Source organism: Lentzea sp. (assembly GCF_036380075.1).
Taxonomy (GTDB): domain Bacteria; phylum Actinomycetota; class Actinomycetes; order Mycobacteriales; family Pseudonocardiaceae; genus Lentzea.
The window spans coordinates 1-15628 of record NZ_DASVFL010000204.1 but is presented as its reverse complement, the minus strand read 5'-3'; the positions used below and the strand labels follow the sequence as shown (position 1 = coordinate 15628).

The 15628-nt window shown below is 71.9% G+C and carries 12 protein-coding genes; 8 read left to right on the top strand and 4 right to left on the bottom strand.

The features are described 5' to 3' along the window. Nucleotides 1-104: 104 nt before the first annotated feature. From VF330_RS22225 to VF330_RS22210, 4 genes are read left to right on the top strand one after another with little or no spacing between them, the layout of a single operon-like run. Nucleotides 105-1007 (top strand): transporter substrate-binding domain-containing protein, encoded by a 903-nt coding sequence (locus VF330_RS22225; RefSeq protein WP_330853570.1) that lies wholly within the window; start codon nt 105-107, stop codon nt 1005-1007. Beyond that, nucleotides 1004-1888: an amino acid ABC transporter permease gene (locus VF330_RS22220; protein ID WP_330853569.1), complete on the top strand. Its 885-nt coding sequence runs from the start codon at nt 1004-1006 to the stop codon at nt 1886-1888. The genes VF330_RS22225 and VF330_RS22220 overlap by 4 nt, the downstream gene beginning before the upstream one ends. Then, nucleotides 1885-2691, top strand: coding sequence for an amino acid ABC transporter ATP-binding protein (locus VF330_RS22215; protein WP_330853568.1), 807 nt, complete (start codon nt 1885-1887; stop codon nt 2689-2691). The genes VF330_RS22220 and VF330_RS22215 overlap by 4 nt, the downstream gene beginning before the upstream one ends. A gap of 1 nt (nt 2692) precedes the next feature. Continuing rightward, nucleotides 2693-3835: a CapA family protein gene (locus VF330_RS22210; protein ID WP_414675424.1), complete on the top strand. Its 1143-nt coding sequence runs from the start codon at nt 2693-2695 to the stop codon at nt 3833-3835. On the opposite strand, the gene VF330_RS22205 is transcribed toward VF330_RS22210, so the two are convergent. Together VF330_RS22205 and VF330_RS22200 are read right to left on the bottom strand one after the other, a co-directional pair. Then, a complete protein-coding gene (locus VF330_RS22205; RefSeq protein ID WP_330853566.1) occupies nt 3823-4731 on the bottom strand; it encodes a PaaX family transcriptional regulator C-terminal domain-containing protein in 909 nt (302 codons plus the stop codon). The two genes, VF330_RS22210 and VF330_RS22205, sit on opposite strands and share 13 nt — an antisense overlap. Nucleotides 4732-4968: 237 nt before the next feature. Next, nucleotides 4969-5889, bottom strand: coding sequence for a PaaX family transcriptional regulator C-terminal domain-containing protein (locus tag VF330_RS22200; RefSeq protein WP_330853565.1), 921 nt, complete (start codon nt 5887-5889; stop codon nt 4969-4971). Between the two features lie 70 nt (nt 5890-5959). On the opposite strand from VF330_RS22200, the gene VF330_RS22195 reads away from it, so the two are divergent. The 4 genes from VF330_RS22195 (at nt 5960) to VF330_RS22180 (ending at nt 12179) form a co-directional block, all read left to right on the top strand. Further along, on the top strand, nt 5960-7192 hold the full coding sequence (locus VF330_RS22195; RefSeq protein WP_330853564.1) for a CoA transferase: 1233 nt from the start codon (nt 5960-5962) through the stop codon (nt 7190-7192). 2 nt (nt 7193-7194) lie between these two features. Then, nucleotides 7195-8259 (top strand): 2-hydroxyacyl-CoA dehydratase family protein, encoded by a 1065-nt coding sequence (locus VF330_RS22190; protein WP_330853563.1) that lies wholly within the window; start codon nt 7195-7197, stop codon nt 8257-8259. After that, nucleotides 8252-9499: a 2-hydroxyacyl-CoA dehydratase family protein gene (locus VF330_RS22185; RefSeq protein WP_330853562.1), complete on the top strand. Its 1248-nt coding sequence runs from the start codon at nt 8252-8254 to the stop codon at nt 9497-9499. The genes VF330_RS22190 and VF330_RS22185 overlap by 8 nt, the downstream gene beginning before the upstream one ends. Before the next feature lie 238 nt (nt 9500-9737). Then, entirely contained in the window at nt 9738-12179 is a 2442-nt protein-coding gene (locus VF330_RS22180) for a helix-turn-helix transcriptional regulator (RefSeq protein ID WP_330853561.1), read from the top strand. On the opposite strand, the gene VF330_RS22175 is transcribed toward VF330_RS22180, so the two are convergent. After that, nucleotides 12163-13620 carry a dynamin family protein gene (locus VF330_RS22175; protein WP_330853560.1) on the bottom strand — a complete coding sequence of 486 codons (1458 nt, stop codon included), beginning with the start codon at nt 13618-13620 and terminating at the stop codon, nt 12163-12165. The two genes, VF330_RS22180 and VF330_RS22175, sit on opposite strands and share 17 nt — an antisense overlap. Continuing rightward, nucleotides 13617-15416: a dynamin family protein gene (locus tag VF330_RS22170; protein ID WP_330853559.1), complete on the bottom strand. Its 1800-nt coding sequence runs from the start codon at nt 15414-15416 to the stop codon at nt 13617-13619. Before VF330_RS22170 ends, VF330_RS22175 begins: the two co-directional genes overlap by 4 nt. Between the last annotated feature and the right edge of the window lie 212 nt (nt 15417-15628).

The following is a 15628-nucleotide window of genomic DNA, read 5'->3' as shown; positions in this document are numbered from 1 at the left end:
CCACCGGCGCACCACAGCCGACCTCGGCACGGTCAACCGCCGAAGCCGGACACCACGCGCGCGTCCGCAAGGCGGATGCGGTTGTATCGACGACGGGAGCACCGATGCTCAAGTCTCGTAGATCCCTTCTCGCGCTGCTGGCCGTGGTACTCGCCGCCGCGCCGGCATGCGGCGGCGGCTCGTCCGGCGGTGCCCCGAGTACCACCGCCGGCGACGAGGCCGTCCACCGCGACAAGCTGCCCGAGCAGTTCAAGGACTCCGGGGTGATCCGCTTCGCGGGCGACTCGCACCCGCCGTACCGGGTGGTGGACAAGGACGGCGCCACGGTCACCGGCCTCGACCGCGACCTCCAGGAGGCCCTCGGCAAGGTGCTGGGCGTGCGCACGGAGATGACCGTCGTGCCGGGTCTGCCCGCCGCGCTGTCCGGGATGCTCGCGGGCCGCTACGACGCGTTCAACGGCCCGGTCAAGGACACGGCGGAACGGGAGAAGCAGTTCGACGCCGTCGTCTGGATGGTCACCCGCACCGCCTACCTGATCCCGAAGTCGGGCTCGGCCGGGGTGAAGGCGAGCGACGACCTGTGCGGCAAGAGGGTCGCGGCGATCTCGGGCAGCATCGTCCAGGACCAGATCGTCCGGCTGACCGACTGGTGCGTGAAGAAGGGCAAGCCGGCCGTGCAGTTCATCGGCTTCGCCGACACGAACGGCACGATCCTGGCCGCCAAGTCCGGCCGCGCCGATGCGGCGGGGATGACAGAGAGCGGCGCGATCGACGCCCTCGCGGCCGCGAAGGACGACTTCACCTACGTGACGCAGACCGACGAGCAGGGAGCGGGCGTGGACAAGCTGGCCGTGCTCGTGCCCAAGTCGAGCGGTCTCGGCCCGGTGGTGCACCAGGCGTTCCAGGAGCTGTTCGCCAACGGCGAGTACGACCGGATCATGAAGCAGTACGGGCTGGAGAACGTCAAGGTGCCCGAGCCCGAGCTCAACACGGCGGCCGGCCGGTGACCGCCACCGCCGCCCCACCCGGCGTCGGGGACGTCGACGTCGCCACGGCCCGGCACCGCCCGCGGCCGTGGCGCTGGCTGGCCGGCGCGGTGATCGGAGTGCTCGCGGCCCAGCTCGCCTGGTTCGTCACCCACAACGACCGGTTCGAGTGGCCGGTCGTGGCCGAGCACCTGTTCGACCCGAACGTGCTCGCGGGGCTCGGCACCTCCGTGCTCCTCACGGTGGTCGCGATGCTGGCCGGATCGGTGCTCGGGGTGCTGCTCGCCCTGGGACAGCTCGCCGGTTTCGGGCCGGTGCGCTGGACGTGCACCCTCTACATCGGACTGTTCCGCGGCATCCCGCCGCTGGTGCAGCTGCTGTTCTGGTTCAACCTCGCCTACCTGCTGCCACGCCTGTCGATCGGTGTGCCGTTCGGGCCGACGTTCGGCTCGTGGTCCACCAACGACCTGATCACACCGCTGACCGCCGCGCTGATCGGGCTCACGCTGCACGAGTCCGCGTACATGGCGGAGATCGTGCGCGCGGGCATCCTCTCGGTGGACCCCGGCCAGCGGGACGCGGCGATGGCCATGGGCTTCACCGGCGGGCAGACGTTCCTGCGGGTGGTGCTGCCCCAGGCGATGCGGGTGATCATCCCGCCGAGCGGCAGCCAGTTCATCTCGCTGCTGAAGGGGACGTCACTGGTGAGCGTGATCGCCATGACCGACCTGCTGCACGCGGTGCAGGTCGTCTACAACCAGACCTACCAGATCGTGCCGCTGCTGATCGTGGCGTGCTTCTGGTACCTGGTCGTCGTCACCGCGCTGTCGTTCCTGCAGCAACGCCTCGAACGCCGCTTCGGCCGGGGACAGCGGACCGCACGGGGGGAGTGGCAGGCATGACGGACGGCCCGGTGCTGAGCGTCCGGAACATCCGGCGCAGCTTCGGCGAGCACGCGGCGCTCGACGGCGTGAGCCTGGACGTGGCGCAGGGCGAGGTCGTCGCCGTCCTCGGTCCGTCCGGCTCCGGCAAGTCGACCCTCGTGCGGTGCGTGCACCAGCTGGAGCCGATCGACAGCGGAGCCATGTACCTCGACGGCGAACTGCTCGGCTACGAGCACTCGGCCGGCGGACTGCGCCCGTTGCCGCCGAAGCGGGTGGCCGGGCAGCGGCGCCGGATGGGGATGGTGTTCCAGCAGTTCCAGCTGTTCCCCCACTGGACGGTGGCGCGCAACGTCACCGAGGCCCAGGTGCGGGTGCACGGCCGCGGCCGGGAGGAGGCGGACGAGCGGACCAGGGAGCTGCTCGCCAGGGTCGGGTTGACGGACAAGGCCGACGCCTACTCCCGGCAGCTCTCCGGCGGGCAGCAGCAACGGGTGGCGATCGCCAGGGCGCTCGCCACCCGGCCGCGCATCATGCTGCTCGACGAGCCGACCAGCGCGCTCGACCCCGAGCTGGTGGACGAGGTGCTGACCGTGATCCGGGACCTGGCCGCCGCCGGGCTCACGATGGTCATCGTCACGCACGAGATCGCGTTCGCGCTCGAGGTCGCCGACCGCTTCGTGTTCATGGACCGCGGCCGCGTCGTCGAGCAGGGGCCCGTCGCGGACGTGCTCGGCGACGGCAGGTCGGACCGCCTGCGCACGTTCCTGTCCCGCTACACCCAGCAGCGCGGCACCGCGCCGGAAACGAGGGCCCGTGTCTGACGTGGTGACCGTCCTGTCCGTCGGGGACCTGGTGCTCGATGAGCCGGACCCGGCGTCTTTCCTCGCACCGGCCGCACCGGCGCTCGGCAGGGGCGACCTGGTGATCGGCCACGTCGAGGTGCCGCACAGCACGACGGACGTCCAGGTGAGCACGGACGTCCCGGCACCGCCCGCCGACCCGGCGGGGCTGACCGCGCTGGCGGACGCCGGTTTCCACGTGGTGACCCTCGCGGGCAACCACGTGTACGACGCGGGCGAGGCAGGCGTGGCGGACACGATCGCCCACGCGCGAGCCGCCGGGCTCGCCACGGCGGGAGCGGGACCCGACCTCGGTTCGGGGCGGCGGCCCGCCGTGCTCGACCGCGGCGGCCTGCGGATCGGCGTGCTCAGCTACAACCTCGTCGGACCGCGCGAGTCCTGGGCCACCTCCCGCAAGGCGGGCTGCGCCTACGTCCGGGTGCTCACGCACTACGAGCTGGACCACGCCAGTCCAGGCGGCCCGCCGAGCGTGTACACCTTCGCCGAACCGGAGAGCCTGGCCGCGATGGCGGACGACATCGTCACCTTGGCGTCCGAAGTGGACGTCGTCACCGTGTCCATGCACAAGGGTGTCGGCCACACGCCCGCGGCACTGGCGATGTACGAGCAACCGGTGGCGCGGGCCGCGATCGACGCCGGCGCGCACGCCGTGTTCGGTCACCACGCGCACATCATGCGTGGCGTCGAGGTCTACCGCGGGCGTCCGATCTTCCACGGTCTCGGCAACTTCGTGACCGTCACCCACGCGCTCACGCCGACCGGCAACGACAGCGCCGAACGAGCCGACTGGGCGCGCAGGCGCGTCGAGCTCTACGGCTTCGCGCCGGACCCGGACATGCCGTTCTACCCGTTCCACCCGGAGAGCAGGAACACGGTCATCGCCGTCTGCCGCTTCGACCGCGAGGGGATCGTCTCGGCCGGCTTCCTGCCGTGCTGGATCGACGACTCGGGACGACCGGTGCCGGTGTCGCGTTCGGACGGTGGGGAAGAGGTCGCCGACTACGTCGCGCGGATCGGCGCGGTGGCGGGCCTGGTCGCGGACTTCGCGTGGGACGGCGACGAGGTCGTGCTGCCCGGCGTCGGCCGCCGCGCTCAGCCCGCGTAGTCGCTGCCGTGTCCGCGCACCAGGGCCGCCGCGTCCTCGTCGTACCGGCTGACGACCTGGCGCACGCGCTGCTCGGCCAGCAGTGCCAGCTCGTCGTAGAGCCCGGTGAACAACGCCCTGGCCCGCGCCCTCGGCCACGGCTGCGGCAGCAGCGCCATCGGCAGGTCAGGGTCGAGGCCGGGGAACCGGCGCCAGTCGTCCATCAGCGCGGTGCGCACCACCAGCGCCTCCGCCGTGCCGATCCGCCCGTCCGCCAGCCGCCCGCGCACCTCGGAGTACTCGTCGATCAACGCGACGTACCGGTCTCGCAGCTCGTCGAGGTCCCACGCCGTGATGGGGTGACCGCCGAGGGGGCTGCCGTCGGTGACCTCGGCACGCAGCACCGCCGCCGAGTCGATGGCGAGCTCGGACAGCACCTCCGTGATGGCGGCGACCCGGTCGCGCGGGCAGACCCACACGCCGTCGAACAGGGACGCGAACCCGAGCCAGCCCAGTCGCGAGCGCAGGGCGTGGCGGAGGTCGCGCTGCTCCTCCGGCACCGAGAACACCGCGACCGTCCACTGCCCGGTCCACGGTTCCTCGACGGCGCCGAACGTGACGATCTGCCGCAGGCCCGCCTCCAGGACCTGTGCCGCGCGCGGGCTCAGCGCGTAGGACGTGTGCCGGCCCGCCCGCGACAGCTCCAGCAGCCCGCGGCGGGACAGCCTGCTCAACGCGGCCCGCGCGCTGGTCTCCGTGATGCCGAACTCGCCGAGCAGCTCCACCAGAGCGGCCGAGGGCAGGGGTGCCCGCTGGCCGTACCAGTAGTCGCCGATCAGGGTGAGAAGCAGGTGCTGGGGGCTGCCACCGGCCTGCATCCTGGGGAGTGCGGGCACTTCACGAGGAGCAGCGGTCATGAAAACACTCTACATTTTCCTGCTCGATCGACACGAGGATGTACCTGCTCAACTCGGCTTTCTGTTTTCTGCCAGTGCCTCGACGCACTGCCTTGGACGACCTGTTGGCCAACGCGGGCGGCAATGCTTGACACTTATCGTTTCGACTGGTCGTCTATAAGTCAGATGAAGACTTTCGGGCACTACGGTTCGAGGGGAGTGCGGATGAGTGCTCGCCGTCGAACCCCGCTCGGCCGGTCAGGGCGCCTGGTGGGTCGTGTGGTGCCTGACCAGTCCGACGTCGTCCGGGTCGAGCTCGAACACGATCTGGCGGACCCGGTGCTCGGCCAGCGGCCCGAGTCCGTCGTAGACCTCGGCGAACAACGCGCGTGCGGTGTCGCGCGGCCAGTCGGCGGGCAGCAGCTCGTGCGGCAGGTTCGGGTCCTTCCAGCGGAAGGTGCGCCACTCGTCCATGACCTGCGTGCGGCGCACCAGTGCCTCCGCGGCCGTGACGCGGCCCGCGCGGACCTGCTCGGCGAGCGGCGACACGGTGTCGGTGAACTCCTCGTAGAGGTCGCGCACCTCGTCGAGGTTCCAGGCCTCCGTCAGGGGTCGCCCGCCGACCGGTCCGCCGGTGCGCAGCACGACCGCGCTCGTCACGCCGAGGGCGTCGAGCTCGCGCACCGTGTCGTCGCCGGACGCGGTCGGCGAGATCCAGAAGCCGTCGAAGATGGGTGCGAACCCCAGCCAGCGCAGCCGGGTGCGGAGCTGGTGGCGGACTTCGCGCTGCTCCTCCGGGATGGAGAACGCGACGGTCGTCCACGTGCGGTCCCAGGGCTCGGACGTCACGCCGAACGACAGCACCCTGCGGACCGAGTCGCCCAGCGTCACCGCCGCGGCGCCGTCGACGCCGTAGAACGTGCGGCGGCCGTTGCGGTGCACGGTGATCATGCCGCGCCGGGACAGCCTGCTCAGCGCGGCCCTTCCGCTGGTCTCGGTGATCCCGAACTCGGCCAGCAGGCGGACCAGCGCCGCCGACGACGCCCAGCCGCCGGTGGACAGCCAGTAGTCCGCGTAGAGCGTCATCAGCAGGTGCTGGGGCGCGCCGCCGTGCTGCTGCCGGGGGAGCTGGTCGGAGCGGGGATCGCGCGGGGCGGCGGATCGCGGCGTGGCCGTCACGATCACCGAGTGTAGAGGTGGGACGCCGACCGTCACGGAACGTGCCGGTCGTGACCGAGGAGGTGCGCAGGTGACCGAGCAACCACTCGCCGGACGGACGGTCGTCGATCTCACGACCGCCCTGGCAGGGCCCTACGCCACCCTGCTGCTCGCAGGCCTGGGCGCGCGCGTGGTCAAGGTGGAGAACCCGCGGACCGGCGGGGACTCGTCGCGCGGCAACGCGCCGTACCTCGGCAGGGACGGGCTGGGCCTCGGACGGGTCCACGACGACGACATGTCCGTGTCGATGCTGCTGCGCGGCCGCAACAAGGAGAGCGTGACGCTCGACCTCAAGCACCCCGACGGCCGCGGTGTCCTGACCGACCTGGTGCGGCGCGCCGACGTGCTGGTGGAGAACTACAGCGCCGGTGTCACCACCCGGCTCGGCATCGACCCGGCAGCGATGCTGGCGGTCAACCCGCGGCTGGTCTACACGTCGATCAGCGGCTTCGGCGCCCAAGGCGGTCCCGCCAAGGCCATGGACACGATCGTCCAAGCGCTGTCCGGGATCATGGGCACGGCCGGGCAGGAGGGCGACGACCCGGTCCGCAACGGCCTGCCGGTCGGTGACCTGGTCGCACCGCTGTTCGCGGTCATCGGCACCCTCGCCGCCGTCGTGCAGGCCGACCGCACGGGCGTCGGCCAGCACGTGGACGTCTCGATGCTCGGCGCGCTGACGTCACTGGTCGCGTGCGAACCCTTCGACGCCTACGCGGCTGTCGGCCTGGCACAGCGCACCGGTTCGCTGGTGCCGAGGCTCGCGCCCTTCGGACTGTTCGAGGCCGAGGACGGGTGGCTCGCCCTGTGCGGGCCGACCGACCGGTTCGCGGCGGGGGTGTTCCAGGCCATGGGGGAGCCGGGACTGGCCGCCGACCCCCGGTTCGCGACCAGGGACGCGCGGGTGGCCAACTCGTCCGCGTTGCACGAGCGGATCGGACAGTGGGCGGCCGGGCAGTCGCGTGCCGCGGCGGTGGCGCTGCTCGTCGACAACGGCGTGCCGGCCGCCGAGGTGCGCGAGCCCGCGGAGGCCGTGCGGGACCCGCTCGTCCGCGGACGCCGGGAGGTGGTCGCGCTGACCCACCCGTCCCACGGCGCGACCGCGGACATCTCCGCCACGGGGGTGCCGATCGTGTTCTCCGGCTCGGCCGTCGGTTTCGACCAGCCCGCTCCGGCCCTGGGCGAGCACAACGACCTGGTGTACGGCGACCTCCTCGGCTACGACGACGACCGTCTCGCCGCACTGCGCGCGGAACGGGTGATCTGACCGTGGCGACACCTCTGGAACGCCTCGCCGGCCACTACGAACACCGGTATCCGGTCTCGTGGGACGGTCTCGTGATCGGCTGCGTCGGCCAGGACGTCCCGGTGGAGCTGGTCACGGCGGCGGGCGCGCTTCCCGTGCGGCTCGCGGGCCGGCCGGGTCTGGACGTCACCGAGGGCGAGACCTACCTGGGCCGCGGCGTCGACGCGGCCTCCCTGTCGGTGCTGACCCGGTTGCTGGCGGGGGAGTACGGCCGGCTCGACCGGCTCCTGCTGTCGCGGGACTGCGAGGCTTCGCTGCGGTTGTTCTACGCGGTGCGGGAGCTGCGCCGGCTCGAACCCGGCCTGGGGCTGCCGGAGACGCACCTGGTCGACGTGCTGCACCTGCCGCACTGGACCACCACGCGGTACGTCGAACGCCGCTTCGCCGAGCTGGTCGCCGTGCTGGAGCGGTGGACGGGGACACGGCTCACCGAGCCGAAGATCGCGTCGGCGATCATGGCGCACGACGCCCGCCGCGAGCTGTGGCGAGCGATTTCGTTGCTGCGCAGGGACCTCCGGCTCACCGGTGTGCAGGCGCTGACCGCGTTCGGCGCGGTCGTGCCCGTGGTCGAGCACAACAGGCTGCTGCGACAGCTGATCCAGTCCGATTTGGACGTCCACACCGGACGGCGCGTGTTCGTGACGGGCAGCTCGCACGACAATCCTGACGTGTACCGGTCGCTGGAGGAGTCGGGGTGCGTCGTGGTCGGCGAGGACCACGACTGGGGAGACCTCCTCGCCGCCAGGCTCGTGGGCGAACCCACGCTCGCGGCGCTCGTCGAGCGCTACCAGTACAACGGACCCACCGCGGCCCGTGCGTCGATCTCCGACCGTGCCGCGCACACCGCGCGTGCGGCCGTCGAGTGCGGGGCCGAACTGGTCGTGTCGTACGTCCGCCGCCACGACGACGCCCCGCCCTGGGACTTCCCGGCGCAGAAGGAGGCGTTGGCACGGCACGGCATTCCGGCCGTGATGTTCGAGCACCAGGAGTACGGCTCGATCGACCTCGCGGAGGTCCTCGTTGGCTGAGAAGCTGCTGGCCTCGGCAACGGAGGCGACTCGGTACCAGCGCGAGTGGTTCCGGGGGCTGCGCGAGGCCGCCGCGGCGGGCGGGCCGCTGGCCCTGGTGAACGCCGACGCACCGCAGGAGATCTTCCGCGCCATGGGGATCCCGTACGTCGTCAACCAGTGGTGGGCGTCGGTGGTGGCGGCCAAGCGGATGGCCCCCCACCACCTGGAGCTCCTGCGCGAGCGCGGCTACCCGGACCACACCGAGCAGTACAGCTCGATCTCGCTCGCGTCCCTGTTCGGGCCGGAACCGCAGCACACGCCGTGGGGTGGCCTGCCCCGCCCGACGATCGTGCTCGCCGAGACCGTCGGCGATGGGGGCCGCAAGATCTTCGACGTGTGGGGCAGCCAGCCCGGCATCACCTACTACGCGCTGGAGAGCGCCGCCGAGAACACCGTCCCGGTGAACTGGTGGGAGCTCATGCCGCACGACTGGGAGAAGGCGGTCGGCACGGCCAGGCTCGACCTGATGGTGTCCGAGCTGGAGAACCTGGTCCGGTACCTGGAGACGACGACCGGGCAGGTGTTCAGCGAACGCGCGTTGCGCCGGGTCCTGGACCTGGTCAACGAACAGGCGGAGTGGAACCGGCGGACCCGTGACCTGATCGCGCGCACCACGCCGAGCCCGCTGGCCGTCACCGACAGCATCCCGAGCGTCATGATCCCGCAGTGGCACCGGGGTTCGGTTTGGGCGCGCGACGCCGCACAACGCTTCTACGAGGAGGTGGAGGCACGCGTGCGGTCCGGCGCTGCGGTGTGCGAGGACGAGCGGGCCCGGCTCATGTGGATCGGACGCGGCCTCTGGTACGACATGGACTTCTACCGCAGGTTCGAGCAACGCCACGGCGCCGTCTTCGTGTGGTCCATGTACCTCGCCATCGCGGCGGACGGCTACCCGCGCTACGGCGACGATCCGCTGAGGACGCTCGCGGCCCGGTTCGCCGCCTTCCACGACCAGCTCTACACGCCGCCGTGGTCCAGCGAGTGGTACGTGAAGGAAGCCAAGCTCCACCGCGTGGACGGGGTGGTGCACCTGGTCTCCGACGACGCCCGCGGCAGCTACTTCACCAACCGGGCCCTTCGCGCCGCCGGCATCCCCGTGTACGAGCTCCGCGCCGACAACGTGGACACCCGCTCGTTCCAGCACTCGGCGGAACGGGCGCTGGAGGACTGGCTGGAGCAGGAGGTCCTGCGCCGGTGAGAACGAAGCCGACTTGTCCTTGCTCGACGGGGTTCGCGTATTCACTCGATAGGGTTCATATTAGCGCTGCGGTCTTGACTCCCGCGCGGAAAAATGATCGCGCAAAATATGTAAAGAAATTCACGACCTGAAGATCTTTCAGACATGATCGCGACCAGTGCGTGGTTGCGAGATCACCCACGGTGTTGTTCTTGGAATTGTAATAACGCCCCGCTGGTCTGCGGCGATAGGTGCATCGATGGAGTCGTTCGCCATCGCAGGGGAGAAGCGGATGAACAATTCCGGTGCGGCGTCGGCCGTCGAATCAGCACGTCGATTGTTCGCGGACTGCGCAGCCGCCCGGCGGCTGTGCGAGGAGGTGGCCGCCGATCGGGACACCGCCCGGGTCGTGGCCGTCTCAGGCCCCGGTGGCACCGGCAAGAGCACGTTGCTCGGCGTGCTCTCCTCGATGAGCGCCGGGGCCGTCCTCGTCGACGACGCCCACGAGCTCGACGAGTCCGAGGTGACGCGACTCGCGCGCACGGCCACCGACAACCACTCGATGCTCGTCGTCGCGCATCGTCCGTGGCCGGTCGTCACGGCGCTCAGCGGGCTGCCGTGGACCCAGCAGCCCATCCGGCTGGAACCACTCAGCCGTGCCTCGACCGCGCAGCGCATCGCCGCACTGGTGCCGACCGATCCACCGGATGACCTGGTCGACCTCGTGTGGCGGCAGACGGGCGGCATGCCGTCGCTGGTCGTCCGGGTCGCCGAGGCGTTGCGCGACGGCGCGCCGGTTCCCCGCGACGTGACGGACCAGGTCCAACGCATGGTCGACCGGGCGCCCGCGGAGGCGCTGCACGTGCTGGCCGCCGTGGCACTCGGCTGTGAGACCGCGGCGGACCCGCTGGGTGCCGTGCTCGACATGCCGGGACCCGAGGTCTCGGCGGCGGTCGAGTGCGCACGGGCGACCGGCCTGCTCGACAGCGCCGGAACGGTCATCGAGCTGGCTGTGCGGCCGGTGCTGCACAGGCTTCCCGCGACACGGCGGCGGGAGATCGAGGAGCAGGTCGCGCTGACGCGCCTGGACCACGGAGCGTCGGTGGTGGAGGCGGGACGGCTGCTGCTGGAGTGCGGTGCTCGGGGAAGCCGAGCGGCCTCCGCCCTGGAAGCCGCGGGTGACGAGGTTCGCGGCGACGACCCGGCCTTGGCGGCCGAGCTCTACTCGGCGGCGGTCGACGCGGGCGCGTCCGCGCCACCCCTCGCCGCCCGCCGCGCGGAGGCAGCCGCGCTGGCCGGCGACTTCGACGTCGCGCTGGCGCTCGCCGAACGGGTGCTCGAACGCCCCGACGAGCCCGCACAGGCACTCGCCACCACGATCAGCGCCGCCGCGCTCGCTCACCGCGGCATGGCCGCCGAGAGCGCCGCGCTCTACCAGTGGCCGGCTCCGTCCACCAGCGCGGTGCCCCCGCTCGTCGGGCTCGGCAGGCTGGACGAGGCGCGACGAGTGGTCGGCGCGGCGGTCGCGGACCACCCGACCGTCGACAGCGCGGCACGTGACCTGATGGCCCACGGCGTGCTGGACTCGGTCACCGGCTCCGCGGTGTTCGCGCTGTCGGAACTGCTGCGGGCCGCCGCACTGCTCGCCCCGTCCGGCCGCACCGCGCTGCTGCCGGACACTCCCGCCGCCCTCGCGGCGCTGGTCGCGATCAACCTCGGCGAGCTCGACATCGCCGAGGCGGTCCTGCGCGGAGCGACCGGCGGCCCCGCGGAGCGCACGCGGCACGCGCTGCTGCTCGGGTGGATCGCGATGCTGCGTGGTGAGTTCGAGCGGGCGAGAACCAGCCTGCACGAGGCAGGCGGCCGGTGCCGCACGGCCGATCCGCGTGACGAGTTGTTCGCCGCCGCGATCGAGATCGGCATCGCCCGCAGGCTGGGCGCGCACACCGACGTCATCGCGGCGTGGCCACGCGCCCGCGACGCGGTCATGCGCTATCCGGTCGACCTGTACGTGCTCCTGCCGATCGGCGAGATCGCGGTCTCCGCCGCCCGTCTGCACGCCGACACCTGGCTCGCACCGCACCTGCAGGGGGCGGAGGCACTGCTGGACGGCATCGGCCGCCCGCCGCTGTGGGCGGCACCGCTGCACTGGTACGGCGCGCTGGCCGCCATCGCCGCGGAATGCCCGGTGAGAGCGGCGCACCACGCCTCCTGTCTGCGGACCCTGGCGGGCGGTACCCCGCTCGCCGACACCCTCGCCGAGGCGGCGCAGTGCTGGCTGCGGGTGCTCGGCGGCGACGTCGACGCCGATGCCGTCGAGCACGCCGCGCGGGCCATGTCCACCGCGGGACTGGTGTGGGAGGCCGCGCAGCTCGCGGGACAGGCGGCCATCCGCACCACCGACCGCCGCTCGATGGGCGTCCTGCTCACGTGCGCGCGTTCGCTGCGGGAGAGCCACGACGAGCCTGCCCCGGCCACCCCCGCCGGCCGGCCCGGTGCCGGTCTCAGCCGGCGGGAGGTGGAGGTGGCCGAGCTCCTCGTCGCGGGCATGACGCACCGGGAGATCGGGGAGAAGCTCTTCATCTCCGCCAAGACCGTGGAACACCACGTCGCCCGCATCCGGCGGCGCATCGGCGCGGGAAACCGGGCGGACCTGCTGGCACAGCTGAAGGCCTGCCTCGCCGTCACCCGTCCTCGTTGAGCCGGTCCACGAGTCCCTCGCAGCTGCGCACGACCACTCGCGCCAGACCGACGAACGCCCTGCCGGAGAGAGGACTCTCGGCCCACCGCTGCCAGCGCGACAGCGCCTCGAGCGCGGTCCGGAGCTGTGTCTCGCGGTCGGCGTCCGGACGCAGCGACAGACGAGACCACGTCCCGCCACCATCGCCGCCGAGCAGCCGTTCCGCCTCCGCGCTCGCCTCCGGCGGGATCTCCGCCGCTCCGGAACGCAACACCCCGATCGTGCGCAGCTCCGCGAACTCGTGGGCTTCGGCGAGCACACGTTCCACGGAGGACAGCAGCCGTGTCGCGTCAGGACACTTCCGGTCCCGCAGGACCGTGTCCAGCGCCAGCAGCGCCGAGCGGGCCTTCAACAGGTCGCGCCGCTCGGCGAACAGGACCGACAACGTCTCGCGCAGCTCGTCGAGGCCGCTGCGCCGCACCAGTTCCGCCGACAGGCGCGGAGGATCGTCGAAGCCCTGGCGGATCAGCACCGTGGCGAGGCGGACGCCGAAGAGCCCGAACCGGCTGAGCAGCCGGGCACGACCATCACCCGTGCGGGTGAACCGATCCACCGACAGCATCGCGGAGTCCAGCTCGTCGCGCGGCGCGGCCGCCAGCCCGGCGAGCGCGGTGAACTCGTCCTGCCGCAGCGTGCGCGCGGTGTGCGCGATCAGACCGGCGACCGGCACGACGGTCTGGCAGAGCTTGCGCAGCCGCGGGTCGGCGCGGTAGCGCTGGGCGATCCGCCGCGCCGACATCAGCGAGTCGATGCGGCCGACGCCCACCTCGTCCGCGCGCGACAGCACCGCGATGGTGTTGACCGGCGTCGCACGCGCCACACCGCGGTCCTGGAAGGACTCGAGCAGACGGAGATCCGTGCGGTGCAGGTGACGCATCAGGTAGATCACGGCGTCCGCCTCTCTGGGCTCGTCCTCGGGCACCAGGAACCTGGTGGCGGACGCCGAGATCTCGTGCGAGACCGACGCGATGCCGGGCGTGTCGATGAGCGTGGTGTCGCGCAGGCCCCGCGTCGGCCAGTCGACGACGACCCGTTCGACGGCCTCCGGCGCGGCATCGAGATCGATGCGCAGCGCGCCGTCCACGCGGCTCACCGGCAACTGCCGGGGCAGGCCCTCCCGCGGATGCACGGTGACGCGCGGGCTGTGACCGTGCCGGTACCAGGTCACGACGCGCGTGCACTCGCCCGCGTCCGTCGGCGCGATCTCCTCGCCCACCAGCGCGTTGAGCAGCGTGGACTTCCCCGCCTTGACCTTGCCGGAGATCGCGACGCGCAACGGCTCGTCCATCCGGTCGAGCTGGCGGCGCAGCAGGGTCGCGGTGTCCTCGTCGTCGCGGTGGGCTTCGACCGCCTCGCGCAGCACGGAACGCACCTGACCGACGAGGGTGGCCCGCGCGCTCATCGGGTGGACCCGATCGGCTCGTCCAACGCCCCCGCGGTGGCGGCCAGGTGCGAGACGCGGTTCAATTCGGCGCGCACGTCCTGGATCCGCTTGCTCCGCTCACCGCGGTCGGACTCGATCGCGCTCTGGGCCGACTTGATCGACTCGCCGATCGAGCGGGACAGCTCCGCGGCGCACGCGGTGAAGTGGTCCCGCAGGTCGCGCTGGAGCTCGCGCAGCAGGTCCCTCGAATCCTTGCCGAGCTGGAACACCACGTCGTCCAGGAAGCGCCGCACGGCGGTCTTGGCGTCGTTGCGCCGCCGCTCGAGCAGGCGTTTCCGTTCGTCCTTGACGACCTTGCCGCCCAGCAGCACTCCCGCCGCCAGGGAGATCGGGTTGAGCAGTGCCAGCCCGCCCACCGTGCCCAGCATGCCGACCATCAGCGTGCCGCCGTAGCCACCCCGGACGCCCGCCAGCAGCTTCTTGCCGAACCCGAAGCTCTCGGACTCGACGAACTTCAACGGGACCGCGCGGCCGAGGGTGGTGTCCGGGTCGTGGGTGTGCAGATCGGGCAGCACTTCGCCGCCCTCGTCGGCGAAGTGCTCGCCGACCTGGTCCGCCAGCCACCGGGCGCGCTGGTGCGTCCAGACGAACGTCGCCGACGCGGCCGCGGACACGCGTTGCCGCACCCAGTCGACGAACTGGTCCTCCACGAGCGCCGGGTCGATCTCGTCCAGCTGCGCCTCCGCCTCCCTGGTGATCTGGCGCATCCGGTCGCGCAGGTCGAACTCGACGTCGGAGATCAGGTCCGCGATGCCGTCGTTGAGCGTCTGCTGCCAGCGTGAGGAGCGCTCCCGCAACGCGTCGGCGCGCTGCTTGGCGGAGTGCAGACCCACGAGCAGGCCCTGGGCCCCGTCCGGGTCGCGCAGGGCGGCCAGTTCGGCTTCCATCGACGTGGTCAGCTGGTGCACCACCGCGCGCACGTCGTGCGCGACGGACCGGCGCGAGAGCTCGGCGGCCCGGTCCACGACGCGTTCCCTCAGGTGCGCGAGCAACGCGGGAAACCCCGACTCCTGGTTGAGCTCCTGGTCGGCCGTGCTGACCGCGTGCAGCCGCAGCACCGACGAGACGGGCAGCAGATCGGCGGTGACGTCGGTGGACGCGAGGTGGGCGCGATCGCGGTCGGCGACGCGTCGCCAGTCGGGGTACAGGTCGATCTTGGTGAGCACGCACACCACCATCGGGCACACCCGCGCCGCCTGACGGAGGAACTCGAGCTCGGTCGCGGTGTACTCCTGTGCCGCGTCGGACACCAGGACCACCGCGTCCGCGGTGGGCAGTGCGGACATCGTCGTGGCACCGTGCACGGAACCGAGCCCGCCGACACCGGGTGTGTCCACAAGGCACAGTCCACCCGCGAGGACCGATCGCGGGATGCCCACCTCCGCCTGGCGCAGGCCCCGGCGGTTGCCGGGGTTGCCGGCCTCGGAGACGTGGTCGGCCAGGTCCTCCACCGCCACCTCCCCGTGGCTCCCGTCCTCGCCCACCAGGACGACGCCGGGAGCGTCCGCGTAGCGCACGGCCACCGGTACCGCGGTGGCGACGTCGTCATCGACCGGGCACACCGGCGCGTTGACGATCGCGTTGACGAGCTGGCTCTTGCCCTGCTTGAACTCCCCGACGACGAGGACGCGCACGACCGGATCCAGCACCCTGCTCCTGGTCTGCGCCAGGCGGGCGGCGAGGTCCTCGCGCTGGTAGGCGTTCACCGCCTTCGCCGCGAGCTCGACGACCTCGATGGGCGTGCGTGCGCTCACCCACGTCTCCTCTCTGCCGGGACGCACGGGTCCGCGTCACCCCGGCTCACCGGGGTGACGCGGCTTCGTCGCCGTGGTCCATAGGGGACGACATCTCGCGGGACGCCGCCACTTGGGACCGTGGTTCAGCCGATCGGGAGGAGTGCCACGTCGATGGCGTTGTTCGACGCGATGTCCGTGTCGTTGTTCGACGCCACGTCGGTGTCGTTGAA

Bases quoted from the DNA above. Each gene is read 5' to 3' on its own strand.
- VF330_RS22175 (WP_330853560.1), bottom strand. From the start codon at position 13,620: ATGAGCGCGCGGGCCACCCTCGTCGGTCAGGTGCGTTCCGTGCTGCGC.
- VF330_RS22225 (WP_330853570.1), top strand. From the start codon at position 105: ATGCTCAAGTCTCGTAGATCCCTTCTCGCGCTGCTGGCCGTGGTACTC.
- VF330_RS22180 (WP_330853561.1), top strand. From the start codon at position 9,738: ATGGAGTCGTTCGCCATCGCAGGGGAGAAGCGGATGAACAATTCCGGT.
- VF330_RS22215 (WP_330853568.1), top strand. From the start codon at position 1,885: ATGACGGACGGCCCGGTGCTGAGCGTCCGGAACATCCGGCGCAGCTTC.
- VF330_RS22205 (WP_330853566.1), bottom strand. From the start codon at position 4,731: ATGACCGCTGCTCCTCGTGAAGTGCCCGCACTCCCCAGGATGCAGGCC.